General features: G+C 68.8%; 23 protein-coding genes. 13 read left to right on the top strand and 10 right to left on the bottom strand.

Going from position 1 to position 22662, the window contains the following annotated elements; translation table 11 throughout:
- The 3 genes from U9977_RS12760 to U9977_RS12750 all read left to right on the top strand — a co-directional run.
- Window positions 1-483 (top strand): amidohydrolase family protein (locus U9977_RS12760; protein ID WP_322749459.1); only part of this gene is annotated, 483 nt, incomplete at its 5' end.
- 44 nt (window positions 484-527) lie between these two features.
- A complete protein-coding gene (locus U9977_RS12755) occupies window positions 528-1640 on the top strand; it encodes a Zn-dependent alcohol dehydrogenase (protein WP_322749458.1) in 1113 nt (370 codons plus the stop codon).
- Complete coding sequence (locus U9977_RS12750; protein ID WP_322749457.1) at window positions 1640-3094, top strand: aldehyde dehydrogenase family protein; 1455 nt, start codon at window positions 1640-1642, stop codon at window positions 3092-3094. Before U9977_RS12755 ends, U9977_RS12750 begins: the two co-directional genes overlap by 1 nt.
- Window positions 3095-3238: 144 nt before the next feature.
- Here the strand turns inward: U9977_RS12750 and U9977_RS12745 are convergent, their stop codons facing one another.
- Entirely contained in the window at window positions 3239-4468 is a 1230-nt protein-coding gene (locus U9977_RS12745) for an acetyl-CoA C-acetyltransferase (RefSeq protein ID WP_322749456.1), read from the bottom strand.
- A 262-nt stretch (window positions 4469-4730) separates the two neighbouring features.
- On the opposite strand from U9977_RS12745, the gene U9977_RS12740 reads away from it, so the two are divergent.
- From U9977_RS12740 to U9977_RS12730, 3 genes are all read left to right on the top strand, one after another.
- On the top strand, window positions 4731-5552 hold the full coding sequence (locus tag U9977_RS12740; RefSeq protein WP_322749455.1) for an enoyl-CoA hydratase/isomerase family protein: 822 nt from the start codon (window positions 4731-4733) through the stop codon (window positions 5550-5552).
- Window positions 5553-5675: 123 nt separating this feature from the next.
- Complete coding sequence (locus tag U9977_RS12735; RefSeq protein WP_416210587.1) at window positions 5676-6137, top strand: MaoC family dehydratase; 462 nt, start codon at window positions 5676-5678, stop codon at window positions 6135-6137.
- Between the two features lie 86 nt (window positions 6138-6223).
- Window positions 6224-7012: an SDR family NAD(P)-dependent oxidoreductase gene (locus U9977_RS12730; RefSeq protein WP_322749453.1), complete on the top strand. Its 789-nt coding sequence runs from the start codon at window positions 6224-6226 to the stop codon at window positions 7010-7012.
- 150 nt (window positions 7013-7162) lie between these two features.
- Here U9977_RS12730 and U9977_RS12725 read toward each other — a convergent pair whose 3' ends face one another.
- From U9977_RS12725 to U9977_RS12705, 5 genes are all read right to left on the bottom strand, one after another.
- On the bottom strand, window positions 7163-7582 hold the full coding sequence (locus tag U9977_RS12725) for a MaoC family dehydratase (RefSeq protein WP_322749452.1): 420 nt from the start codon (window positions 7580-7582) through the stop codon (window positions 7163-7165).
- Window positions 7582-8070: an FAS1-like dehydratase domain-containing protein gene (locus U9977_RS12720; RefSeq protein ID WP_322749451.1), complete on the bottom strand. Its 489-nt coding sequence runs from the start codon at window positions 8068-8070 to the stop codon at window positions 7582-7584. Before U9977_RS12720 ends, U9977_RS12725 begins: the two co-directional genes overlap by 1 nt.
- Before the next feature lie 124 nt (window positions 8071-8194).
- Entirely contained in the window at window positions 8195-9187 is a 993-nt protein-coding gene (locus tag U9977_RS12715; RefSeq protein ID WP_322749450.1) for an LLM class flavin-dependent oxidoreductase, read from the bottom strand.
- Window positions 9184-10641 (bottom strand): fatty acid--CoA ligase family protein, encoded by a 1458-nt coding sequence (locus U9977_RS12710; protein WP_322749449.1) that lies wholly within the window; start codon window positions 10639-10641, stop codon window positions 9184-9186. The genes U9977_RS12715 and U9977_RS12710 overlap by 4 nt, the downstream gene beginning before the upstream one ends.
- A complete protein-coding gene (locus U9977_RS12705) occupies window positions 10638-11243 on the bottom strand; it encodes a nuclear transport factor 2 family protein (RefSeq protein WP_416210158.1) in 606 nt (201 codons plus the stop codon). Before U9977_RS12705 ends, U9977_RS12710 begins: the two co-directional genes overlap by 4 nt.
- A 316-nt stretch (window positions 11244-11559) precedes the next feature.
- On the opposite strand from U9977_RS12705, the gene U9977_RS12700 reads away from it, so the two are divergent.
- From U9977_RS12700 to U9977_RS12690, 3 genes are all read left to right on the top strand, one after another.
- Window positions 11560-12513, top strand: coding sequence for an acyl-CoA thioesterase II (locus tag U9977_RS12700; RefSeq protein WP_322749447.1), 954 nt, complete (start codon window positions 11560-11562; stop codon window positions 12511-12513).
- A 183-nt stretch (window positions 12514-12696) separates the two neighbouring features.
- A complete protein-coding gene (locus U9977_RS12695) occupies window positions 12697-12999 on the top strand; it encodes a type II toxin-antitoxin system Phd/YefM family antitoxin (RefSeq protein ID WP_322749446.1) in 303 nt (100 codons plus the stop codon).
- The gene (locus U9977_RS12690) at window positions 12996-13268 is read left to right on the top strand and encodes a type II toxin-antitoxin system RelE/ParE family toxin (RefSeq protein ID WP_322749445.1); all 273 of its coding nucleotides are present in this window, start codon (window positions 12996-12998) and stop codon (window positions 13266-13268) included. The genes U9977_RS12695 and U9977_RS12690 overlap by 4 nt, the downstream gene beginning before the upstream one ends.
- Window positions 13269-13325: 57 nt before the next feature.
- Here U9977_RS12690 and U9977_RS12685 read toward each other — a convergent pair whose 3' ends face one another.
- Window positions 13326-14528, bottom strand: a complete 1203-nt coding sequence (locus tag U9977_RS12685) for an acetyl-CoA acetyltransferase (protein ID WP_322749444.1) — start codon at window positions 14526-14528, stop codon at window positions 13326-13328.
- Window position 14529: 1 nt separating this feature from the next.
- Window positions 14530-15972: an OB-fold domain-containing protein gene (locus U9977_RS12680; RefSeq protein WP_322749443.1), complete on the bottom strand. Its 1443-nt coding sequence runs from the start codon at window positions 15970-15972 to the stop codon at window positions 14530-14532.
- Window positions 15973-16248: 276 nt separating this feature from the next.
- On the opposite strand from U9977_RS12680, the gene U9977_RS12675 reads away from it, so the two are divergent.
- From U9977_RS12675 to U9977_RS12665, 3 genes are all read left to right on the top strand, one after another.
- Window positions 16249-16998 carry a glucose 1-dehydrogenase gene (locus tag U9977_RS12675; protein WP_322749442.1) on the top strand — a complete coding sequence of 250 codons (750 nt, stop codon included), beginning with the start codon at window positions 16249-16251 and terminating at the stop codon, window positions 16996-16998.
- Between the two features lie 137 nt (window positions 16999-17135).
- Window positions 17136-18251, top strand: a complete 1116-nt coding sequence (locus tag U9977_RS12670) for an acyl-CoA dehydrogenase family protein (RefSeq protein WP_322749441.1) — start codon at window positions 17136-17138, stop codon at window positions 18249-18251.
- Window positions 18252-18467: 216 nt separating this feature from the next.
- Window positions 18468-19223 (top strand): FadR/GntR family transcriptional regulator, encoded by a 756-nt coding sequence (locus U9977_RS12665; protein ID WP_322749440.1) that lies wholly within the window; start codon window positions 18468-18470, stop codon window positions 19221-19223.
- 56 nt (window positions 19224-19279) lie between these two features.
- On the opposite strand, the gene U9977_RS12660 is transcribed toward U9977_RS12665, so the two are convergent.
- Both U9977_RS12660 and U9977_RS12655 read right to left on the bottom strand, forming a co-directional pair.
- Complete coding sequence (locus U9977_RS12660; RefSeq protein ID WP_322749439.1) at window positions 19280-20101, bottom strand: enoyl-CoA hydratase/isomerase family protein; 822 nt, start codon at window positions 20099-20101, stop codon at window positions 19280-19282.
- A gap of 32 nt (window positions 20102-20133) precedes the next feature.
- Window positions 20134-21285, bottom strand: a complete 1152-nt coding sequence (locus U9977_RS12655; RefSeq protein WP_322749438.1) for an acyl-CoA dehydrogenase family protein — start codon at window positions 21283-21285, stop codon at window positions 20134-20136.
- A 178-nt stretch (window positions 21286-21463) separates the two neighbouring features.
- Between U9977_RS12655 and U9977_RS12650 the strand changes: the two genes are divergently transcribed.
- Window positions 21464-22636: an acyl-CoA dehydrogenase family protein gene (locus U9977_RS12650; protein WP_322749437.1), complete on the top strand. Its 1173-nt coding sequence runs from the start codon at window positions 21464-21466 to the stop codon at window positions 22634-22636.
- Window positions 22637-22662: the final 26 nt, after the last annotated feature.

The raw sequence follows: 22662 nt of genomic DNA, 5'->3' as shown, positions 1-22662 counted from the left end.
AACCCCTCCCGTGCGGCGCGGCCGGAGGACTGGCAGGCCCGTGCCCAGGTCTGGCGCGATCCCCGGGCTGTCATCGGAGCGTCCGACGCCGGGGCCCACCTCGACATGGTGGAGTTCTTCGGTTATTCGACGATGTTGCTGCAACATGGGGTCCGCGAACAGCAGGTGGTGGCACTTGAGGAAGCCGTCCGCCTCATCACCGACGTCCCGGCCCGCCTGTACGGCCTGCGTGATCGTGGTCGTCTCCGGGTCGGCGGCGCCGCCGATGTCGTCATCTTCGACGAGGCGCGCATCGCCCGCCAGCCCACCGAGACGCGCTTCGACCTGCCCGCCGGCGCGGGCCGCCTCTACGGTGAGGCCGACGGCGTCGAGCGCGTCCTGGTCAACGGTGTCGAGATCGCCCATCACGGCACGTTCACCGGGGACTTCCCGGGGAAGATTCTGCGCTCCGGCCGGGACACCGAAACCCCGTCCCTGAACTGACAGAATTTCTGGACTGACGGCACGGTAACCGGAAGGGTACGACCATGAAGACACGCGCCGCGGTCCTGCACGGTAGAGGCCAACCCTGGACCGTGGAGGAACTCTCCCTCGACGGCCCAGGCGACGGCGAAGTCCTGGTGGAGAATCTCTTCGCCGGGCTGTGCCATTCCGACGACCACCTCGGAAAAGGCGCTGGATTCCACTTCCCGATGGTGGGCGGCCATGAAGGCGGTGGCGTGGTGCGGGAGGTCGGCGCCGGGGTCTCCCGGCTGCGGCCGGGCGACAAGGTGGTCACCTCGTTTCTCCCCGTGTGTGGCTACTGCCGCTGGTGCACGTCGGGTCACTCCTATCTGTGTGATGCCGGCGCCACCACCCTCACCGGAGCATTCGCCGACGGCAGCTACCGGTTCCATCTGGGTCAGACCGATCTGGGTGCCTTCTGCACCCTCGGGACCTTCTCCGAACACTTCGTCGCGCACCAGAATTCACTTGTGAAGGTCCCGGACGACACGCCGCTGGACGTCGCCTGCCTCATGGGGTGCGGTGTGCCCACCGGCTGGGGATCGGCGGTCAACGCGGCGAACGTCCGCCCAGGTGACGTCGTTGTCGTCTACGGCATCGGCGGTATCGGAGCGGCCGCGGTGCAGGGTGCGCTGCTGGCCGGCGCGGCAACGGTCGTGACGGTGGATCCGGTGCCCTTCAAGAACGAGTTCGCCAAACAGCTCGGGGCACAGGCCGGTTTCACGGATCATTCCGAAGCCTTCGACCACGTTCGCGATCTCACCCAGGGTGTCCTGGCTGACAGTGTGATCCAGTGTGTGGGCGTGGCCAACCCGGAAGTCATCCACCAGTGCTACGAGATGACCCGCAAGGGTGGCACCCTCGTCCTCACCGGAATAGCGGACCGCTACGAAGAGATCACGGTCAAACTGCCCGGCGGGATGCTCACGTCCTTCGCGAAGAAGGTCGTCGGGTGCCTGTTCGGTTTCTGCAATCCGCACCAGGATATCCCGATGCTGCTGGAGCTCTACCGCAACGGCCAGTTGAAACTCGACGAGATGGTGACCCGCCGCTATTCGCTGGACGAGATCAACGAGGGATACCAGGACATGACCGACGGGCGAAACATCCGCGGAATCATCGAGTTGGGCCGCTGATGGAAGCCGTCAAGCAGGACACGTTCTTCATCGGTGGACGCTTCCGCCCGGCAGCCGGTGACCGGCGTTTCACGGTCGTGAACCCGGCGACGGAGGGCATCGTCGGCAGCGCGCCGTGCGGCGAGCCAGCCGATGTCGACGCGGCTGTCGCCGCTGCCCGGGAGGCCTTCGACACCGGCCCGTGGCCGCGGATGGCAATCAAGGAACGAGCCGAGCACCTGAGCAGGTTCGCCGACGAACTCGCGGCGCGCCGCAAGGAGATGGGCGAACTCGTCCTCGACGAACTCGGCCTGCCACGGCGGGCAGCCCATTCCGAACCTGTCAGCATGATCGCGCTGCTTCGCTATCACGCCGGGCTGGCCGAGAAGATGACCATGAGTGAGCGCCGGACGGGTCTGTTCGGCGCCTGCGCGGACGTCACCCGGGAACCCGTCGGGGTCGTCGCGGCCATTCCCGCCTGGAACAGCCCGCTCGTCCTGGCGGCCAACAAGTTCGCCCCGGCCATGCTCGCCGGCTGCACGGTGGTCTGCAAACCCGCGCCGGAGACGTGCCTGGACACCTATCCGGTGGCCGAGGCCGCGCGTGCCGCCGGTATCCCCGACGGCGTGCTGAACCTGGTGGCCAGCGACGGCGCCGGGGGTGACCACCTCACCCGGCATCCGGGCGTTGACAAGATCGCATTCACCGGCAGCACGGCGACCGGTCGCGCGGTGGCCGCCGCCGCCGCCAGCCACCTGGCCCGGGTCAGTCTCGAACTGGGCGGCAAATCCGCCGGCATCGTGTGCGATGACGCCCCGCTCGACGAGGTCGTCGCCGCGATCGTCGCCGCGGCCACCCTGGTCAACGGGCAGGCCTGTATCGCTCTGAGCCGCATCCTGGTCAGCCGGCGGCGGCACGACGAACTCCTCGACGCACTGCGGGCCGGCTTCGAGGCCCTGGTCGTCGGTGACCCCCGTGATCCCGCCACCCAGGTAGGTCCGCTGGTCAGCCGGCGCCACCGGGACCGGGTGCTCGGCTACGTAGCCGACGCCGCGAAGGAGGGTGGACGGGTGGTCACGGGCGGTGGCCCGCCGCCGCACACCACCCGGGGCTGGTTTGTCGCCCCCACTCTCGTCACCGGTGTGTCACCGATGTCGCGCATCGCCCAGGAGGAGATCTTCGGTCCGGTGCTCACCGTGCTCACCTACACCGACCTCGACGAGGCTGTCGCCATCGCCAACGGCACCCCTTTCGGCCTGTCCGGCGCCGTCTTCGCGCGGGATCCCGGCCAGGCACGGGCACTCGCCGACCGTATCCGCAGCGGCACTGTCGCGATCAACAAGGGTGCCGCGATCGATTTCGCGCTGCCCTTCGGCGGGTTCGGGTCGTCCGGCTACGGGCGCGAGTACGGCCCGGAGGGCGTGGCGGAGTACCTCGAGCACAAGACGATTTTCCTGGACGCGCCGGCGGGCTAAAGGCCCCAAAGGGCCAAAGGGCGCGCGACGATCGTCAGATCGCGCGCCCGCAGGCCGCAGTCCCCGGGTCTACAGAGCCGCCGGGCGGCCGTGGGATCCCAACGGACACCACGGCCGCTGCGGGGGACGCGTCCCGGGAAGGTGTCAGATCCGCTCGATGATCGTCGCCGTACCCATGCCGCCGCCGGTGCACATCGTCACCAGGCCGACGTTGGCGTCACGCCGCTCGAGCTCGTCCAGCACGGTCTGGATGAGCATCGGGCCGGACGCTCCGATGGGGTGACCCAGCGCGATCGCCCCACCGTTGACGTTGACCCGGTCCGGGTCGAGATCAAGGTCGCGGATGGTCTTCAGCGGGACCGCGGCAAACGCCTCGTTGATCTCCCAGAGATCGATGTCAGCCACGGTCATGCCCGCCTTGGCCAGGCAACGCAGGCTGGCCGGGCCGGGCGCGGTCAGCATGATCACAGGGTCGGCTCCCGCCACCGCGGTCATCCGGACGCGCGCACGCGGGGTCATCCCGTGGGCCCGGGCGTAGTCCGGCGAGGCGAGCAGGATCGCGGACGCACCGTCGACGACGCCGCTGGAGTTACCCGCGTGGTGGACGTGGCGGATCTCGCCGGCCTGGGGGTAGACCTCGCGGCACATGTCGTCGAAGGACCGGTCGAAGCCCGCCTGCACCTGGGTCGCCAGCTGCTCGAACGACGCCGGCAGCTTCGCGAGCGTGGCCACGGTCGTACCGGGGCGGGGGAACTCGTCGTGGTCGAGGGCGAGCGTGCCGTCGAGATGGCTGACCGGCACGACCGAACCGTCGAACCGGCCCTCGGCCACGGCCTTCGCGCACCGCTCCTGGCTCAGGGCGGCGAAGGCGTCGACGTCCTCGCGGGTGAAGCCCTCCAGCGTCGCGATGAGGTCGGCGCTGACGCCCTGCGGAACCATCGGGTAGAGCTCCCGCAGATGAGCGTTGCCGGCATCGAGCGTCACCACGCCCTCAGCCACCGGCCACCGTGACATCGACTCCACGCCGCAGCCGACAACCAGGTCCTGATGACCGGACAGGATGCCCATCGCCGCCCAGCTGACCGCCTGCTGGCCGGAGCCGCAGTACCGGTTGAGACTCGACCCGGGTGTCTGCACCGGCCAGCCGGCCGCCAGCAACGCGAGCCGCCCGATGTCGGCGCCGTGCTCTCCGGTCTGCATACCGTTGCCCGCGACCACGTCCTCGACCTCGAGCGGGTCGAAACCGACCCGGTCACGCAGCGCGTTGAGTATCTGGGCCAGCACCTCCTGCGGGTGCAGCGGGTGCAGCGACCCGGTGGCCTTGCCCCGGCCACGCGGCGACCGCACGCCGTCGATGATCCACGCCTCACTCACAGCAAACCTCCAGTAATATTCGACTATTTATCTAGACGATGTCACGAGTTGCACCCGGATGCGATATACGAACCGGACGCTGCGGACGCTGTCGATCTAGCCACCGCCGCCCCTCGCATGCGACACTCAATCAGTAAGCGTATTAATCGATTCGTCGAGTAGCGTGCTTCGGAGCCAACCGTCCCCTGAGAGCCTGTTTCGAGATGCGACCGGATCTGATCCCCCTGCCGCGGTCCGCGGCGCGACGACGCTGGAGTCACGTGTGAGCGACCGGTACGACGACTTTCCGACGCTACGTTTCGAGCGACCCGCGCTCGGCGTTCTGCGCATCGTGCTTGACGCACCCAACCTCAACGCGGTCAACCCGCGGATGCACCGCGACCTCGCCGAGGTCTGGCCGGTCATCGACCGCGACCCGCAGACCCGGGTCGTACTCATCCAGGGCGAGGGCAAGGCGTTCTCCGCCGGCGGTACCTTCGACCTGCTCCAGGAGATGGCCGACAACCCCGGAGTCCGCACCAGGGTTCTGCACGAGGCGCGCGCCATGGTGCTCGGCGTCCTGGACCTGTCCAAGCCCGTGGTCTCGGCCATGCACGGCCCCGCCGTCGGCGCGGGTCTCGCCGTCGGCATGATGGCCGACATCTCGGTGGTCGGGAAGCGTGCGACCATCGTCGACGGCCACACCCGGCTCGGTGTCGCGGCCGGCGACCACGCCGTGCTGTGCTGGCCGCTGCTGTGCGGGATGGCCAAGGCCAAGTACTACCTGCTCACCTGCGAGCGCCTCACCGGTGAGGAAGCCGAGCGTATCGGGCTGGTCTCGCTCGCGGTGGACGACGACCAGGTACACGCACGCGGCCTCGAAGTGGCGAGCGCGCTGGCCACCGGCTCGTCCGACGCGCTGCGCGCGACCAAGTCCTCGCTCAACCACTGGTACCGGGTGCAGCTGCCGGCGTTCGAAGCCTCGCTCGCGCACGAGTTCTACGGCTTCGCGAGCCCCTCCGCCCAGGAGGGCATCGCCGCGATCCGGGAGAAGCGCAAGCCGGACTTCATCGCCGTCGAAGCACAACACCGTGCCGAAATCTGACCCACCGCCGGCCGTCCGACGAGGAGTTCAGCAGTGACCGAAACCGCAGCGACCGACACCGCAGCGACCGACACCGCCGCCCCCACGCCGAAGAGCAGCGAGGTGCCGCTGCTGGCGCCTGGGATGACCTGGGAGGAGATGGTCCCGGGATCGGCGTTTCGCACCTCGGCCCGGACCATCACCGAATCCGACCTCATGACGTTCATCCAGTGGGGCGGCTTCAACGAGCCGCTGTTCGTCGATGCCACCCACGCCGCCGCCGGCGGCTACGCGGGCCGGCTGGTACCGGGAGCCTTCGTCTACTGCATCGCCGAGGGCCTGGTACTCCAGACCAACGCGCTGCACGGCACCGGCCTGGCATTCCTGTCGATGGAACTGACGGTCAAGGGCCCCACCTACGTCGGCGACACACTGCACGCGATCGTCGAGACCCTGTCGGCCCGCCCGACCAGCAAGCCCGGACGCGGCATCGTGGCCAGCCGCGTGACAGTACGTAACCAACACGGCAAAGACGTCCTGGTCTTCACCCCGACCCGCATGATCCGCGGGCGCGACTTCGTCGAGGTCGACGGCGCCGGCCACTGATCGCCAGGCCGGGCAGACGTTACTTAAATATATGACTATTTAGACCATATGGTGGGGTGATTCCACCCACCGGTCGAGGAGGATCCGTGGGAACGCTGGACGGAAGGGTGGCGCTTGTCACCGGGGCGAGCCGCGGCCTCGGAGCAGCGGTGGCGCTCCGGCTCGCGCGCGAAGGAGCCAGGGTCGCGGCCATGGCCCGCACCCTCGAGCCCGACCCCCGGTACCCGGGAAGCCTGCGGGAGACCGTCGAGGCTATCCAGGCCGCCGGCCACGAAGCCGTGGCCGTGCGCGGGGACCTGTCCTCGGCCGAGGACAGGCGGCGCATCGTCGCCGAGACCGTCGAGGCGTTCGGGCCGGTCGACATCCTCGTGAACAACGCGGCTGTCACCTTTCTCGCGCCGGTCGAGGAGTTCACCGAGAAGCGTTTTCGCCTCATGATCGAAGTTCAGGTGTGGGCGCCCTTCGAGCTGACCCAGCTGGTGCTCCCGGGTATGCGCGAGCGGGGGGCCGGATGGGTGATCAATATCTCCTCCCGGGCCGCACAGCACCCGCAGGGCCCACCGTTCGAACCGGTGCACGAGCGTGGCTTCGCCGCGTACGGCCTGTGCAAGGCGGCGCTGGAACGTTTCACGACCGCGGTTGCGGCCGAGGGCTACCGTTACGGGATACGAGCCAACGCGCTCGCCCCGCTCGACAACGTCGCGACGCCCGGAGCGGGTGCGCATGACCTCGTCGCGGACTTCCCGATCGAGGACCCCTCGGTGCTGGCCGAGGCCGCACTGGCCCTGGCCGAGTCAGATATCACCGGACGGATCGTCTACAGCCAGTCGCTACTGGACGAGCTCGGCCGCAAGCCCGTCGTGATCGGCCACTGACACTGTGCTGGGTGACTGCGGGACCCGACGTGGAGTCCCCGCAGTTCTCCGGGAACTGCGGCCTCCGGGCGCGCGATCTGACGATCGTCGCGCGCCCTTTGGCCCACTAGTCACCCAGCACACGCGCATGGTCTGGACCCGACCAGTTCGTCAGTCCACGCGAGCCGAGGCGTAGCCGGCGATGACTTCCTCGCCCCGCGCGTTGACCGTGACCACGTCGAGGTCGACCAGGCTGACGCCGTCGGCCTCGCGCAGGCCGGCCACGGTGACGCGGGCGGTGAGGCGGTCACCCGGCCAGACCTGGCTCTTGAACCGGACGCCGTAGCGGGTGAGACGACCGTCGCCCACCAGGTCGGTGACGGCGCGGGCGGTCATACCCATCGCCAGCATCCCGTGCGCGAACACACCCGGGTAGCCCGCGGCATCGCGCGCGTACACCGCATCGGTGTGCAGCGGGTTGTAGTCCCCGGATGCGCCGGCGTACTGCACAATCTGGGTCCGGGTGAGATCGTCGACGAGCACCTGCTCGTGAATCTCGCCGACTTTCACCTCAGCGCCGCGCAATGCCATCAGTTCGCCCCCTGCTCAACCGGCTTCTCGGGTCGCACGCTCACGCCACGGGCCCGGACAACCAGCTCGCCGGCTGCGTCCCGGTACTCGGTGACCTGTTCTTCGAACAGCAGCTTGCCGCCCCGCCGACCCGTCTTCTCCCAGGTGTTTCCCGGCACGTTGGTCACCGTGAGCAGGTCGCCCGGCCGGACCTGCCGGAAATACTCGAAATGCTGCTCGGCGTGCAGCCGGCCGCCGCCGGAGACCGCATCGGTGACTCCGCTGGGTTCCCGGCCGGAGCCGAACCATGCCTCGCCGGTACGCGGTCGCAGCGGATAGTCAGGGTCGTACTGGGCGGAGGACTGGACAAACGTCGGCGGAGCGATGATCCCCGCCGTCTCAGCCTCCCCGGCCCGCTCCGCGTCGTGGTAGACGGGGTTGGGATCCGCGACCGAGCGCGCGAAGAGCATGATCTGACCGGCCTCCACCGGGAACGTGAACTGCCCCACGAATTACTCCTCGTCATTGAAGGCGGATGGCAGAGGATCCCAGCCATCCGATGAAGCGTTGACTGCTGTTCGTCTCCGTTGTTTCTCCCGACCGGGTTCTCCCGACCGGGAGAACCGGGGTCGCTCACCCGCGCCGCAGGAGCAGGCTGCGTACCTGCGCCGCCGACTCAAGTGCCTCATCCTCGTCACCGGCGACCGGCAGCAGGTGCACATCGCGGCAGCCGGCATCAAGATAGGGCACCAGCGCCTGCGCCACATCCTGCGGGGTCCCCCGGGGCACGTACCGCGAGAAACGGTCGAAGGGCACGCCGTAGAAGCTCTCCATCGCCCGCGAGACCGACAAACCGGCGTCCTGGACCGACCCGCCGAAGCCGCACCAGACCAGCAGCGCGTGCCGCCAGGCCACCGCGGACCGACCGGAGGCGGTCGCGACGTCATCGATCTCGGCGATGACGGAGGCGTAACGCTCGGGCGAGACCCACACACCGAGCCAGCCGTCACCGTGACGACCCGCCCGCCGAACCGCCGCGGCCGACCGGCCGCCGATCACTATCGGTACGGGCACGGCCGGCGGCGGTGACACCCGCACGTCGCGGAGCTGGAAGTGCTCCCCGTCGACCGTCACCGCATCACCGGCCAGCAGTGCCCGCAGCACGACCAGGGCCTCGTCCATCCGGCGGCCACGGGTGGCGGGGTCGACACCGCATGCCTCGACCTCGGCGCGGTCCTCACCGCCGATGCCCACGCCGAAGACGAACCGCCCGGGTGCCATGGCCGCGAGCGTGGCAACCTGACGCGCAACCGGGACGGGGTGACGCAGCGGTAGCAGGAAGACCCCGGTGTGAACCTCGATGTCGGGCGCGGCGACCAGCAACGCCGTGGCCTGGATGAGCCCGTCGGAACCGTAGCCGCCGCGAAAACTCACGTGGTCACCGATGACGGCATGGTCGAATCCGAGGTCCCGGATCTGCGCAGCGGCCTCGTACAGGCGCTCGGTGCCGCCTCGCAGCAGCGCGAAGGGTGGCCGAACCCCGATCCGCAGCCCGGCCGATCCTGACCCGGCCGATCCTGACCCGGCTGATCCCGGCCCGACCGGGTCGACGTTAACCGTGGTCACGATTGCAACACTCTACGCAACACCTTGCCGGCGGCGCTTCTCGGCAGAATTTCGATCATCTCCCACTCGGCGGGCACCTTGAACCCGCTCAGGGACTCCCGCGCGAACAGGCGCAGCTCCTCGACGTCCGGTGGATCCCGCGGGTCGGCGGGGACGACGAACGCCTTCACGACCTGACCCCAGCGCCGGTCCGCCCGGCCGACGACGGCAACCTCGCGGATCGCGGGATGGAGACTGAGGACCTGTTCAACCTCCAGTGGATCCACGTTTTCCCCACCCCGCACAATGCGGTCACCACGGCGGCCCAGCAGCGTGACATAGCCATCGGAATCGATATGACCGAGGTCTCCGGTGTGCAGCCAACCGTCGGCCTCGGGCTGGAAGAGGTGCTCGCCGCGGGCCCGGATCTCGCCGCTGCCGTCCGGACCCGGATCGACCACCCGCAGCTCCACACCCTGCGCCGCGCGGCCGACCGTGCGCAGCAGCTCGGGCCGGGTCGTGGCCGCAAGTCGATGATCGTCGAAGTTCAGACAGGTGACCGGAGAACCCTCCGTCTGCCCGAAGATCTGCACGAAGGCAACGCCCGGAAGAACTGCCATCGCCTCGCGGAGCGTGTCCGGATGGATCGGGGACGCGCCGTACTGCAGCACGCGCAGCGTCGGCAATGCCAGCGCGCCCTCAGCGAGCAGTCGGTCGATCATCGTCGGTACCAGCAGGGCATGTGTCGTGCCGTAGTCGGCCAGGTCCTGCCAGTTACGCGGCGAGAACGGTGGCGCACAGACAACCGTGGCTCCGGCGCCCAACGCAACCGCGATCATGCCGAGGCCGGCGATGTGATGGTAGGGCGAACCAGATGCGTACACGCTGCCCGGCGCAAGGTCGACGATCGCGGCGTTGACCCTGCCCCGTACTGCGAGCTTGCCCTCGGCCACATACACCGCCTTGGGCACCCCGGAGGTCCCGGACGTGTGCAGGATCAGCGCGGTCTCATCCGGACCCGGCTGGTCCGCCGACAGCCGGTCGGTCAACAGCCGGTCGGACGCCGCGGCCGGTGGATGAACGACAAGCCGACGGCCCGTTGCCGTCGCCAGTTCCCGGCCGAGGTCCGCCGCCTCCGGCTCGGCCAGGAGCAGATCGCCGGCGAGGCCGGCCAGACAGGCGGTGAGTTCCCGGGGGGTGAGTCTGGTGCTGATCGGCGCGAGGGGACGCCGGGTGGCAGCGCCCGCGATCGTCAGCGCAAGAGCTTCCAGCGTGGTCGAGACCAGAGCCGGCAACGGGGTTCCCACGGGCACGGCAAGGCTGTCGAGCCAGTCGGCCGCGCCCGCGGCGTGCCCCAGCAGGTCGGCGCCGGTCCAGCGAGTAGCACCACTGATCACAGCCGTCTGACCCGCACCCGGGCCCGACCAGACTCCGGTGAGCTGGGCCATCCATGTCGTCCCGGCCGCGGCGGTCATGCCCGGGTCGTCCGGGCGGCGGTCGCCCCGGATGCGGTCAGTCCGGACGAAGTGGTCCCGGACGAAGTGGTCCCGGACGCGGTCAGTCCGGTGGTGTCGACGCCGTCCCAGAAGCCTGCCCACGTCGGGAAGGACTGCGGCAGGCCCGGTGGCGTCGGCGACGTGCCCCAACTGTCGAATCCCACGGCCTGCGGGTGCTCGGTGACATCGGCTGCGTACCAGTGCCGCTCGTCCCGCCGGGCGAACAGCCACTCGCCGTCGATCCGCTGGTAGGTGTCGAAGTAGCAGATGGCCATGACGATCCAGCGGTCGCCGACCTCGTGCTCGGCCCGACAGTACACCTGCCCGCGGGCGTTGTCGGCATCGAGCAACTCCACGCGATGACCGCAGATCTGGTGCACCGACCGGTAGAACCACCGCAGGCTGGGCGCGATGTATCCACGCAGTGCCTCCCGGCCGCGGCCGTGCCGGCCGCAGTTGACATCCGGCACGAACAGCGATATCCAGGCGTCGAGGTCACGGCCGTCGACCGCGAGCGCGTACCGGATCGGCAGCTGCCCGAGCGCGAGCCGCGCCTCCACCTGCTCCAGCCGCGCGAGCAACCCCGCGTCGTGCGTCGTCACGACACCTCCAGGTCAGGCCGGCCTATTCGACACACCGCAACCACAACCAGATCAACACAGGCAACAATACGCTTAATGAGTTGCACTATAGGGCCAGACCGCCAACTCCGCGACGACTTCCGGACAGGACGACCCAGACCGCCTGAGCAGGCACGGACCGTGCAAGTCGCCAGCGGGCAGCGACCTCGCAGGCGCACCGCCGGGGCCGGATGTGACTCCGGACCCATGAACTCGCCCATCCTCCTTCACTAAAGATAAATCATTTAATTTCATACTTGACGACACGGAGGAGGATGTGATCAGCACTCGACACCAGCGCCCCACCACCCTGGTCGGTGTCCTCGACCTTGAGCGGCTCGACGTGGACATCTTCCGCGGGTGGAGCAGCCACGGAGAACTGCCGGTCCGCCTCTTCGGTGGTCAGGTCGCCGGCCAGGCACTCATCGCGGCCGGCCGCACCGTCGAACCGGCCCGCTCCGTCCACTCGCTCCATGCCTACTTTCTGCGGCCGGGCGACCCGGCCGTGCCGGTCATCTACCTGGTCGATCGAATCCGTGACGGCGGCTCTTACAGCACCCGACGCGTGGTCGGTGTCCAGCTCGGAGAAACGATTTTCCAGCTGAGCGCCTCGTTCCACCTCCCGGCGCAGGGTCCGACGCACGCCGAGCCGATGCCGCTGGTGCCGCCGCCGGACCAGGTGCGCACGCTGGAGGACTGGTACGCCGACGCGGGCGCCGCATCAGCGCCCTGGATGCAGTGGTTCCGCGCCGGGCAGTTCAGGACGGAAGTACGCTGCGTGGACGAGCCACCGGCGCTGGCGGCGGAGCGCGGGCCGAGGCCCGCCCGTCAGCGGGTCTGGTTCCGGTCGGCCGAGCCGCTGCCCGACGATCCGCTCGTGCACGTCTGCGCGCTCACCTACGCGTCCGATCTTGATCTTATTAGCACAGCGTTGCTGCCGCACGGCAAAACCACCAGGGACGCCGGTATGGCCAGTCTTGACCACGCGGTCTGGTTCCACCGGCCGTTCCGGGCCGACGGGTGGCTGCTGCACGACAGGGAGAGCCCGGTGGCAGCCGGCGGTCATGCTCTGGTCCGGGCCCACGTCTACGACGCCGACGGATACCTGGTGGCCTCGATCGCACAGGAGGGTCTGGTGCGCACCCCGCGCCGCGAACCTGACCACCGCGTAACAGCTGAACAGCGCGTAACAGCTGAACAGCGCGGCCCGATGAGCAGCACGAGCCACTGAACGATGTGACATCTGCGACGGCGCGCCGAGCGCCGAGCGCCGAGTACCCCTACAGACCAAGAGATTGCATCGCCTGAGCGCGTTCTGCAACGAGCAGCCGCACGGCTGTACCTCTCCCGATCCTCTCGTGCTCCCGTCGCTGGCCTCGCGGACGGCGCTGGTCTGTGCAGTGGCGACAATTTGATGACTATAATTCCGACCTTGGAAACGCTGCCGCTCGCGGAGGTCAAGACCCGGCTGTCCGAACTGGTCACTCGGGTACAGCAGCAGCACGACCAGGTCACAGTGACCCGCAACGGACGTCCCGCCGCCGTGGTGGTCTCCGTGGACGAGTGGGAGAGCCTGCACGAAACCCTGGAAATCCTCGCAGACACCGACACGGTTGCGGCGATCCTCCAGGCACGCCAAGAGGTCGCCCGCGGCGAGGTCTACCCGACCGACGAGGTGCTCGACGCCTTCCACCAGAGGAAACGGCAGGCTGGGTGAACGACCCGTACGAGGTCCGCTGGTCCCGCTCCGCCCGGCGGGCGGTCGCCGAAGAGCTACCGGAGCCGGTGGCGGCGGCCGTCCTGAAACTGGTAACAGGACCGATGCGCGCAGAGCCAGGCCGGATGGGCAAACCACTGCACGCGCCGTTCGCCGGGCTGTGGTCCGCCCGCCGGGCGACCTACCGAGTGGTCTACAGCATCGACGAGGACAAGCGTCTCGTCACGGTCGAGATGGTGAGACACCGACAGGACTTCTACCGCACGTAGCCGGCCGGATGGGTATCCGGCCGGCCTGGTGCTCCGGGCTTTGACCGCCGATGGCGGTCAGGCTGACGGTTCGGAACCGACGATCGACACGAACGACACGCACTCGCCCGGCCCGCCGCCCAGGTTGTGGGTCATGCCGAGCTTCTTGCCCGCGGCGATCGTGGAGATCGTGCGCTCCGCCGGAGCCTCACCGCGCAGCTGCAGCCAGCACTCGAACATCATCCGAAGGCCGGACGCCCCGATCGGGTGCCCGAACGCCTTCAGACCGCCGTCCGGGTTGACCGGGAGGTCACCGTCACGATCGAAGGTCCCGGCGAGGACTTCCTTCCAGCCGAACCCACGGTCGGCGAAACCGAGGTCCTCCATCAGGACGAGCTCGGTGGGGGTGAAGCAGTCGTGCACCTCGGCGAGAGCGAGCTCTGCCCGCGGGTCGGTCACACCGGCCTGGGCGTAGGCGTCCTTCGCTGATGCGACGACCTCGGGAAAGGTCGTGTAGTCGTAGTCGGGGTCGGAGTTACCCGTGGCCGGTCCCGCGATGAACGACAGCGCCTTGATGTAGATCGGCTTGTCGGTGTAGCGGTGGGCGTCCTCGGCCCGGACCACGATCGCCGCCGCCGACCCGTCGCTGACACCGGAGCAGTCGAAGATGCCCAGCGGCCCGGCGACCAGCGGCGCGTTGCAGATGACGTCCTTGGCCACCTCCTTGCGGAACTGCGCCCGCGGGTTCTGCGCGCCGTTGACGTGGTTCTTCCACGCGATGCGGGTCAGGACGTCCTTCATCTCGTCGGTGTCCACGCCGTACTTCTTGGCGTAGGCGGGCGCGAGCAGACTGAAGTTCGCCGGTGCGGTGGTCTCCGACCCGGTCCCGTCGCCCGGCGGCGTCGCCCCGGCCAGGCCGGAGAACCCGGAGTCCTTGAGCTTCTCCACCCCGATCGCCATGGCGATGTCGTAGGCACCGCTGGCTACCGCGTAGCAGGCGTTACGCAGCGCCTCCGAACCGGTGGCGCAGTAGTTCTCCAGCCGGGAGACCGGCTTGTAGGGCAGCCGCAGCGGACGCGACAGCGTCAACCCGGAGTTACCCGAACCCATCGTGCCGAGCCAGTAGGCGTCGACATCGTCCCGGGACAGCCCGGCCGAAGCGTACGCCGCCTGGGAGGACTCGATCAGCAGGTCGTCGACGGAGGATTCCCAGCGCTCCCCGAACGACGTGCAGCCCATGCCGACAATGGCAACCTTGTCCCTGATCCCGCGTGACGCCATCTCAGGCCTCCAGCCCTTCGGTGCTGCCCGCGGCCCGCACGGGGCGGGCCTTCCAGAAGTAGTTGTGGATGCCCCGCGCGGTGTTCACCTTGCGGAAGGTCATCTCGACCCGGTCGCCGATGGCGACGCTGTCCGGGTCGACATCGGTCAGCTCGCACTTGAAGCGGCCACCGCCGTCGATGTCGATGACCACGGCGACCAGCGGCGGGCTCGGGGTGAAGGCAAGTCGGTCGATCGTGAACGTCGCCACCGTGCCGTAGGTGTCCGCGAGACGTTCCGGCGCCATGTCGTCCACGGCGCCGCACGAACGGCAGACCCGCGCCGGCGGCAGGTGCCGGGTAGCACAGTTGTTGCAACGGGAGCCGGTGAAGCCGAACTTCCAGTCGGCGTTGCGGCCGGCCGGCGGAGCAGCGTAGGCGTCGGGATCGGGCCGCCGGGGCGGTTCGGTCGCGAGCCGGCCCCGCCAGTTGAGGAAGTCGGCATACCGCAGGGTGTCCCGCCCGCCGGCGATCTGGGCCGCCACCGAGACGGCGGCGCGGTGTTCGGGCAGGGCTTCGGTGGTACGCAGCGCCACCGCGGTCACGCCGTCCGCGAGGACGACGACCACGATCGTCTTACCCGCCCCGGCCCTGTCGAGGGTGTCGGCGAGCAGCAGGCCGGCATGGGCGGTCCCGGTGTTGCCGACGGTCTTCGCCAGGCCGTCGACGACGGCGTCGGGCCGTACGCCCGCGCGCCGGGTGAAGGAGGCCACCGACCGCGCGTGCAGACCGGCCACGATGAGGTGGTCGATCTGGTCCGGCGTCAGGTCGATCTGCTTGAGCAGGTCGGCGAATGCCCGGTCGGCGAGCGGTACGTAGACCGACTCGCCGAAGCGCTCCTCCCAGACCCGCGAGTGGTCGTCGCCCGGCACGCGCCACCGGTCGAGGAACTCCTCGGTGGCCGAGGCGTTCGCGAGGATCTCCGCGAGCACGGGTGCCGCCGGCGTGCCCGGCCCGACCAGCAGTGCCGCCGCGCCGTCACCGCCGTCACGCTCGTCCGCGCCACCGGGCAGGCCGGTGCGGATGTCGGAGAGCACGACCAGCGTCGGCTCGGTCGCCGCGCTCGCGGCCAGCAGGGCCCCGACGCCGGACCGCACCGAGCCGACCATGTCGACCGCGAGCACGGATTCGTCCAGCCCGAGTGCGGCGTGGATGGCCGTGGCGTTGGTCTTGTCCAGATAGGCCGGCGCCGTCGTGGCGAAATAGACCTGCCGAGGCCCGGACGCGGCCGCGTGACCCCGCAGGGTGATCCGCGCCGCTTCCACACCCAGGGATGTGGTGTCCTCATCGAAGGAGGCCACCGTGCGCGCACCGGAACCACCACGGCCGCCGAGCGCGGCGGCCACGGCCTTGCGCTGGAGCCGGTGGTAGGGCAGATAGGCACCGTAGGCAAGTAGACCCGACATCGTTCTCCCGACGCAGTGTGGCGGAGCTGACCGCTCTGTCGTGACGGACGTGGGCGGAGCCCGGCACTTCCGCGTGACGGCAGAGGACATGTAACAAGTTAGATGCTTGCACGATTTGTGGTGTCGGGCAACCAGTCACGGGGCCGGCCGGCAGTCTCGGGAGGCAACCCGAAGGTCCGATCATGACATCCAAAATAGTTATATGATATGACGCCAATACGGGACCACGGATGCACCGACCGGGACCCGCCAGCGATGTAGAGAGGAGCGCGGCGCATGACCGAGGCACTTGAGGGCAAGGTCGCGATCGTGACCGGCGCCGCCCGCGGGATCGGAGCCGCCATCGCGGCCGCCCTGGCGCAGGCGGGGGCGGCTGTAGCCGTGGCCGACCGCGACGGCGACGGCGCCGCGGTGACCGCGGACAAACTGGCCGGCCGCGCCCTTGGCGTCACCGTCGACGTGACCGACAACGCAAGCGTGCTCGCCGCTGTCGAGCGGGTGCGGGCGGAGCTCGGCGAGGTCGACATCCTCGTGAACAACGCCGGGGTCGACGTGATCGGCCCGTTCGTCGACAGCGACGAGGCAACCTGGCTGCGCCTGGTGGATGTCAACCTGCTCGGCACGATCCGCGCCAGCCGTGCGGTCCTTGACAGCATGCTGGCACGGGGGTCGGGCCGCATCATCAACATCGCCTCGGACGCGGGACGGGTCGGATCGTCCGGCGAGGTGGTCTACTCGGCCACCAAGGGTGGGGTCATCGCGTTCGCCAAGGCACTCGCCCGAGAGACCGCCGCCGCCGGGATCACCGTCAACGCCGTCTGCCCCGGCCCGACCGACACCGCCCTGCTCGACCAGGTCGCGGACGTCAGCCAGCGCCTCTACGACTCGCTCGCGCGGGCCGTCCCGATGAAGCGGATCGGGCAGCCGACCGACATCGCCCCGGCCGTCGTCTTCCTCGCTTCCCCCGCGGCGGGCTACATCACCGGGCAGACACTGTCGGTAAGCGGTGGACTGACAATGGCCTGAGCCACGGGATGACATGCTCAACGACGTCGTGTCGTCCGATTCGACGGCACGCCATCCTGTTACTCAGAGTATATCTTGCCGAATTAGATTACTAATTGTACCCTCGTTCAGAATATTGCCTGTAGCCGGGAGCTGCCGTGAACTTCGCCTTCAGCGAGGAGCAGGAAGAGCTACGCCGCGCCGTGCGCGACTTCCTGGAGGATCTTTCTCCGGAATCCGAAGTTCGGCGTCTCATGGAGACCACCGAGGGTTATGATGCGAACGTCTGGGCGAAACTGGCCGGCGAACTCGGCCTGACGGGTCTCGCGATCCCCGAAGAGCACGGTGGTGCCGGCTACGGGTTCGTCGAGGTGGGCATCGTCCTGGAGGAAGCTGGCCGCGCGCTGCTGTGCGCGCCCTACTTCTCCACGGTCGTCCTCGCGACGACGGCGCTTGTCGCCAGCGGCGACGACGCGGCTCAGAAGGACTACCTGCCCGGCATCGCCGGCGGCGACACCCGAGCGACGCTCGCGTTCACCGAGGAGTCCGGCCGATGGGACACCGACGGGATCACGCTCCCCGCGACCCGGCACGGCAACGAGTGGCGGCTGAACGGATCCAAGAGCTACGTGCTTGACGGTCACACCGCCGACCTCGTCGTGGTCGCGGCTCGGACCGCAGCCGGAGTCAGCCTCTTCGCCATCCCCGGCGACGCGCCCGGCCTCACCCGCACCGCGCTGCCGACCATGGACCTCACCCGCAAGCAGGCCCGGCTCGACTTCGACGACACCCCCGCCCGGCTGATCGGTGTCGACGGCGAGGGCGAGGGCGTTCTCCTGCGGGTTCTCGACACCGCGGCCATCGGCCTGGCCGCCGAGCAGGTCGGCGGTGCCCAGAAGGTGCTGGAGATGGCCGTCGAGTACGCCAAGATCCGGGTACAGTTCGGCCGGCCCATCGGTTCGTTCCAAGCGATCAAGCACAAGTGCGCGGACATGCTGCTGGACGTGGAGTCGGCCAAGTCCGCTGCGTACTACGGCCTGTGGGCAGCCGCTGAGGGCAACGACGAACTCCCGGTCGTGGCCAGCGTGGCCAAGTCCTACTGCTCGGACGCGTTCTTCCACTGCGCCGCCGAGAACATCCAGGTGCACGGTGGGATCGGCTTCACCTGGGAACATCCCGCCCATCTCTACTTCAAGCGGGCCAAGACCTCGCAGCTCCTGTTCGGTGACCCCGCCTACCATCGCGAACAGCTCGCCCAGCGGATAGGCATCTAGCCGGGCTGACCAGCCGGGCCGGCCAGCCTGGCCAGCCCGGCTGAAGGGTGCGCGAACCGGAACGTCCTCATCGCCCGGAGACACAGGCCAAGGGGCGATCCGATAGATTATTATCGAAGCGACCGCGCAGGGGACACCTCTACTCACCCGCCTCCGGCACCCAACGCCGAGTCACCACTCCCGTTCTGCGGCGGTGCCAACGAGCAGGAGGATTCCGTGGCGACCGAAGACCGTGTCCGCGTACCCAAAGCCGGCGAAATCGTCGCCAGTCATCTCCGCCGGCAGATCATCCTCGGAAAACTCGGCGAGGGAACGGCGCTTCCGTCTGAAGCGGTCCTCATGGAACGCTTCGGAGTCTCCCGCCCGACTCTACGGGAGGGGTTCCGGGTGCTGGAGTCCGAGGGGCTGATCAGTGTCCGACGGGGTGCGCGCGGCGGAGCGCGCGTCCATCTCCCGTCCGGGGACACCGCCGCCCGGTACGCGGGTGCGATCCTGCAGTACCGGGGCACAACCCTCGCCGACGTCTACGAGGCCCGGGCTCTGCTGGAGTCCCGTGCCGCCGGCATGTGCGCCGAGCGGCACGACGACGGTGACCTCGCGCGGCTCAACGAGATGCTGGCCAGCTGCCAGGAGGCCCTCGACGATCACGAGCGGTTCTTGTTCATCGACGCGGAGTTCCACCTTCTCGTCGTCGAACTGGCCGGCAACCGAACCCTGCGACTCCTGGTCGGAATGCTGTACCGGATCGTCGAGTCCGCCACCGTGTCCTCCCACATGGCGCGTGTCAGCGACCCCGACCAGCAGGGGACGCTCGTGGGCAAGGCACATCGCGCCAACACCAAGCTCGTCGCGCTGATCCGCAACCGGCAGACCGAAGAGGCGGAGGCCTTCTGGCGCCGGCACCTCACCGCGGTCGGCAAACTCCTACTGGAGGACACCGACAAGCAGACCGTCCTCGATCTGCTCAGCTGATCCCTGCGACCGGTGCGCTCATGAGACGGCGCCCATGGTCACGATCATGGTCATGGTCATGACTTGGCTTTGAAGCTCTCGACGTTGTGGCGCAACTCGTCGGTGGTGAACGACTCGCCCTCCGCCGCCAGGGAGAAATCCAGGACCAGCCGAGCGGCCTGCGCCAGATGCAGGTTGATCGCCCGCTTGGTGTCCTGGACGGCCTGCGGGGGTAGCCCGGCAAGCTTGTGCGCGACCCGGCGGGCCTCGTCCATCAACTCGGCGGCCGGGACCACCCGGTTGGCCAGGCCCAGGGCGACAGCCTGGTCCGCGGGGATGCGGTCACCGGTGAGCAGGTACTCCTTGGCCCGCAGGATGCTGGTGGCCAGTGGCCAGAACGCCGCGCCACCGTCACCGGCGACCAGACCCACCTGCACGTGCGGATCAGCCAGGAACGCGGTGTCGGCGATCAGGACGATGTCGCTCATGACCGCGATCGTCGCCCCGAGGCCGACGGCGGGGCCGTTGACCGCAGCCACCACCGGCAGGTGGAAGCGCACCACCTCGTCGGCGAGCCGCCGCGCCTCGCGCATGCTGTGCCGGCGGTGTTCCGGGTCGGCGATCTGCTGGGCCATCCCCGGGATGTCGCCGCCCGCGCTGAACGCGCGACCCGCCCCGGTGAGCACCACCGCGCGTGCGTCCCGGTCGCTGGCGATGCGTGCCCAGACGTCGGCGATGGCTTCGTGCAGCCCGCCGGCGAACGCGTTCAACGCCGCTGGACGGTTCATCGTGACGACGCGCACCGGGCCGTCGGACTCGACGAGGAGGACGTCCCCGAAGTCGTAGTTCGCCATGTTCAGTGGCTGCCTCTCCTGGACAGGGTCATCGGTGACCGTCATCAGTAGCGACTACCATCGGTAGCCAATTGCTGTCAGTAGCTGCGAAGGCCCATACTGCGTGCGATCGCGTTGCGCTGGATCTGGCTGGTGCCGCCGGAGATCGGTGCGACGATGGACTCACGCCAGCGGAAGCTCATCACGCTCTCGGTGGCGAAGCCGTGACCGCCGAGGATCTGCATGCCCCACCGAGCCGCCGCGACATAGGTCTCGGAGCCCTTGAGCTTGGCCATCGAACCCTCACGGGAACACGGCCGGCCCTGGGCGTGCAGCCAGGCGGCCCGGTACGACAACAGCCGAGCGGAGTCGATCTCGACCTGGAGGTCGGCCATCGCGTGCGAGAGCGACTGGAAGTTCCCGATCGGCCGGTCGAACTGCTGGCGCTGCTTGGAGTACTCCAGCGCCTCGTCGAGCGTGGCCTGGGCCACCCCGACGTATGCGCCGCTCATGAGCACCCGCTCGAGGTCGAGCCCGGAGAGCATGACCTTCCAACCGCCGTGCAGGGGACCCACCAGGTTCTCCCGGGGCACGACCACGTCGTGCAGGAACACCTCGTTGGTGCCGAGGATGTGCCGGGCCAACGTCGGCGTCCGACGGATCTCCACGCCTGCGGTCGCGGGATCGACCAGCACCAGGGACAGCCCCTCGTGCTTGGGCGCGGACGGGTCGGTGCGCACGTACATCGCGATGGTCGTACCGGGCAGGCCCGCCCCGGTGCACCATGCCTTCTGCCCGTTGAGGACGAAGTGGTCGCCGTGGTCGACCGCGGTGGTGCGCAGTGCCGCGACGTCGGAGCCGGCGTCCGGCTCGCTCATGGCGATGGCGAAACGCTCGGTGCCATCCAGCATGCCGGGCAGGTAGCGGTCGCGCTGGGCCTGGGTGCCCCACTTCAGCAGGGTGAGCCCGGGGATGAAGGTGCCCGAGTAGCACATCGCGATGTCGAGGCTGGCACGCCCGAGTTCCTCGGCGAGCAGCACGAGTTCGAGCGCGGTACCGCCGCCCCCACCGCTGTCCTCCGGTAGTGGGAGGCCGAACCACCCGAGGTCGGCCATGCCGCGGAAGAGCTCCTTGGGCAGGACGCCCTGCTCATCCCATTCCTTGGCCAGCCGCGGTGGGCAGGTACGCGAGACGAAGTCCCGCGCGGTCTGCGCCAGCATGCGCTGCTCGTCCGTGAGGTCAAAGTCCACGACAGCACCTCTCCCATCAGCTAAATCAGCTAACCATAGCGCGTCGGGATCCGCATGGACATCCCACCGCCTGACGCTCAAGTTGCGATAGCCTCAGCTATCAGCTAACTTTTTGTACGGTTTTGCACGTTGATCCGGCCGGAGGCGCCCACTTGGGCGCGAGTGGGCGAGGTAGCCAATGGACGTTGCCGTCACCGCACAGGACAGGCAGTTCCAGGAGGAGGCGCGGTCATGGATCGCCGATCATCTTACCGGTGACTTCCGGACCATCCTGGGCGTCGGCGGCCCGGCCGACGACACCGCCTGGGAACTCCGCCGGGAGTGGGAAAAACTCCTCGCGAAGGACAAATGGCTGAACATCAGTTGGCCGGTCGAGTACGGCGGCCGCGGCGGAACGCTCGCCCAGGAGATCATCTTTCAGGTCGAGCACGCCCGGGCGCAGGCACCGTACTGGGTGGGGGTCCACGGTCGTGACCTGTTCGGCCCGACCCTGCTCGCGTTCGGTACCCCCGAGCAGAAGGCCCGCTTCCTCCCGAAGATCACCGCGGTCGAGGAGTTCTGGGGGCAGGGCTTCAGCGAGCCCGAAGCCGGCAGCGACCTGGCCGGCCTGCGTACCCGGGCCGAACTCGACGGCGACGAATGGGTGATCAACGGCCAGAAAATATGGATGACCTTCGGTAACTACGCCGACTGGCTGTACGTCCTGTGCCGCACCGACCCGGACGCCCCGAAACACCGGGGGATCTCTATGATCCTGGTGCCCCGCCACCAGCCGGGCGTCGAGGTACGGCCGATCCGGAACATGGCCGGTGGGGCCGAGTTCGCGGAGGTCTTCTTCACCGAAGCCCGTACCAGCAAGGACCTTGTTGTGGGTGAGGTCAACGGTGGCTGGCGCGTGGTCATGGGGACCCTGGGCAACGAGCGCGGCGGCACCACCGTGCTGCCCTTCCAGGCCGGGTTCGAACGCGAGATGCGGGCGCTGATCGACCTCGTGCGATCCCGGCCGAGCGACCCGGTGCTGCGGGACCGCATCGCGTCGGCCTATGTCGGGCTCCGGGTCATGCAGGCGATGAACATCCGCACCATCTCCCGGGCCGTCGCGAACGCCCACCCCGGACCCGAGTCGTCGATCTCCAAGCTGTTCTGGTCCACCTGGCACCGCGACTTCGGCGAACTACTGATGGACGCGACGGGCGCCGGTTCGATGCTCGTCGAGGACGACTACCGGCTCAGCCTGTTCCAGGCGAGCTTCCTGAACTCCCGGGCAGAGACGATCTACGGCGGCGCCGTCGAGATCCAGCGCAACGTCCTGGGCGAGCAGGTCCTGGGCCTGCCCAAAGAACCACGCTGACACGTCGTCCCCAGCCGCGATCCCCC

This window comes from Protofrankia sp. Cas8, assembly GCF_963555845.1.
Taxonomy (GTDB): Bacteria; Actinomycetota; Actinomycetes; order Frankiales; family Frankiaceae; genus Protofrankia.
This window is presented reverse-complemented; position numbering and strand designations above follow the sequence as displayed.

Bases quoted from the DNA above. Each gene is read 5' to 3' on its own strand.
- U9977_RS12710 (WP_322749449.1), bottom strand. From the start codon at position 10,641: ATGACCGCCGCGGCCGGGACGACATGGATGGCCCAGCTCACCGGAGTC.
- U9977_RS12660 (WP_322749439.1), bottom strand. From the start codon at position 20,101: ATGACGGTCACCGATGACCCTGTCCAGGAGAGGCAGCCACTGAACATG.
- U9977_RS12725 (WP_322749452.1), bottom strand. From the start codon at position 7,582: ATGGCATTGCGCGGCGCTGAGGTGAAAGTCGGCGAGATTCACGAGCAG.
- U9977_RS12755 (WP_322749458.1), top strand. From the start codon at position 528: ATGAAGACACGCGCCGCGGTCCTGCACGGTAGAGGCCAACCCTGGACC.
- U9977_RS12685 (WP_322749444.1), bottom strand. From the start codon at position 14,528: ATGGCGTCACGCGGGATCAGGGACAAGGTTGCCATTGTCGGCATGGGC.
- U9977_RS12695 (WP_322749446.1), top strand. From the start codon at position 12,697: ATGACTATAATTCCGACCTTGGAAACGCTGCCGCTCGCGGAGGTCAAG.
- U9977_RS12750 (WP_322749457.1), top strand. From the start codon at position 1,640: ATGGAAGCCGTCAAGCAGGACACGTTCTTCATCGGTGGACGCTTCCGC.
- U9977_RS12735 (WP_416210587.1), top strand. From the start codon at position 5,676: ATGACCTGGGAGGAGATGGTCCCGGGATCGGCGTTTCGCACCTCGGCC.
- U9977_RS12680 (WP_322749443.1), bottom strand. From the start codon at position 15,972: ATGTCGGGTCTACTTGCCTACGGTGCCTATCTGCCCTACCACCGGCTC.
- U9977_RS12675 (WP_322749442.1), top strand. From the start codon at position 16,249: ATGACCGAGGCACTTGAGGGCAAGGTCGCGATCGTGACCGGCGCCGCC.
- U9977_RS12650 (WP_322749437.1), top strand. From the start codon at position 21,464: ATGGACGTTGCCGTCACCGCACAGGACAGGCAGTTCCAGGAGGAGGCG.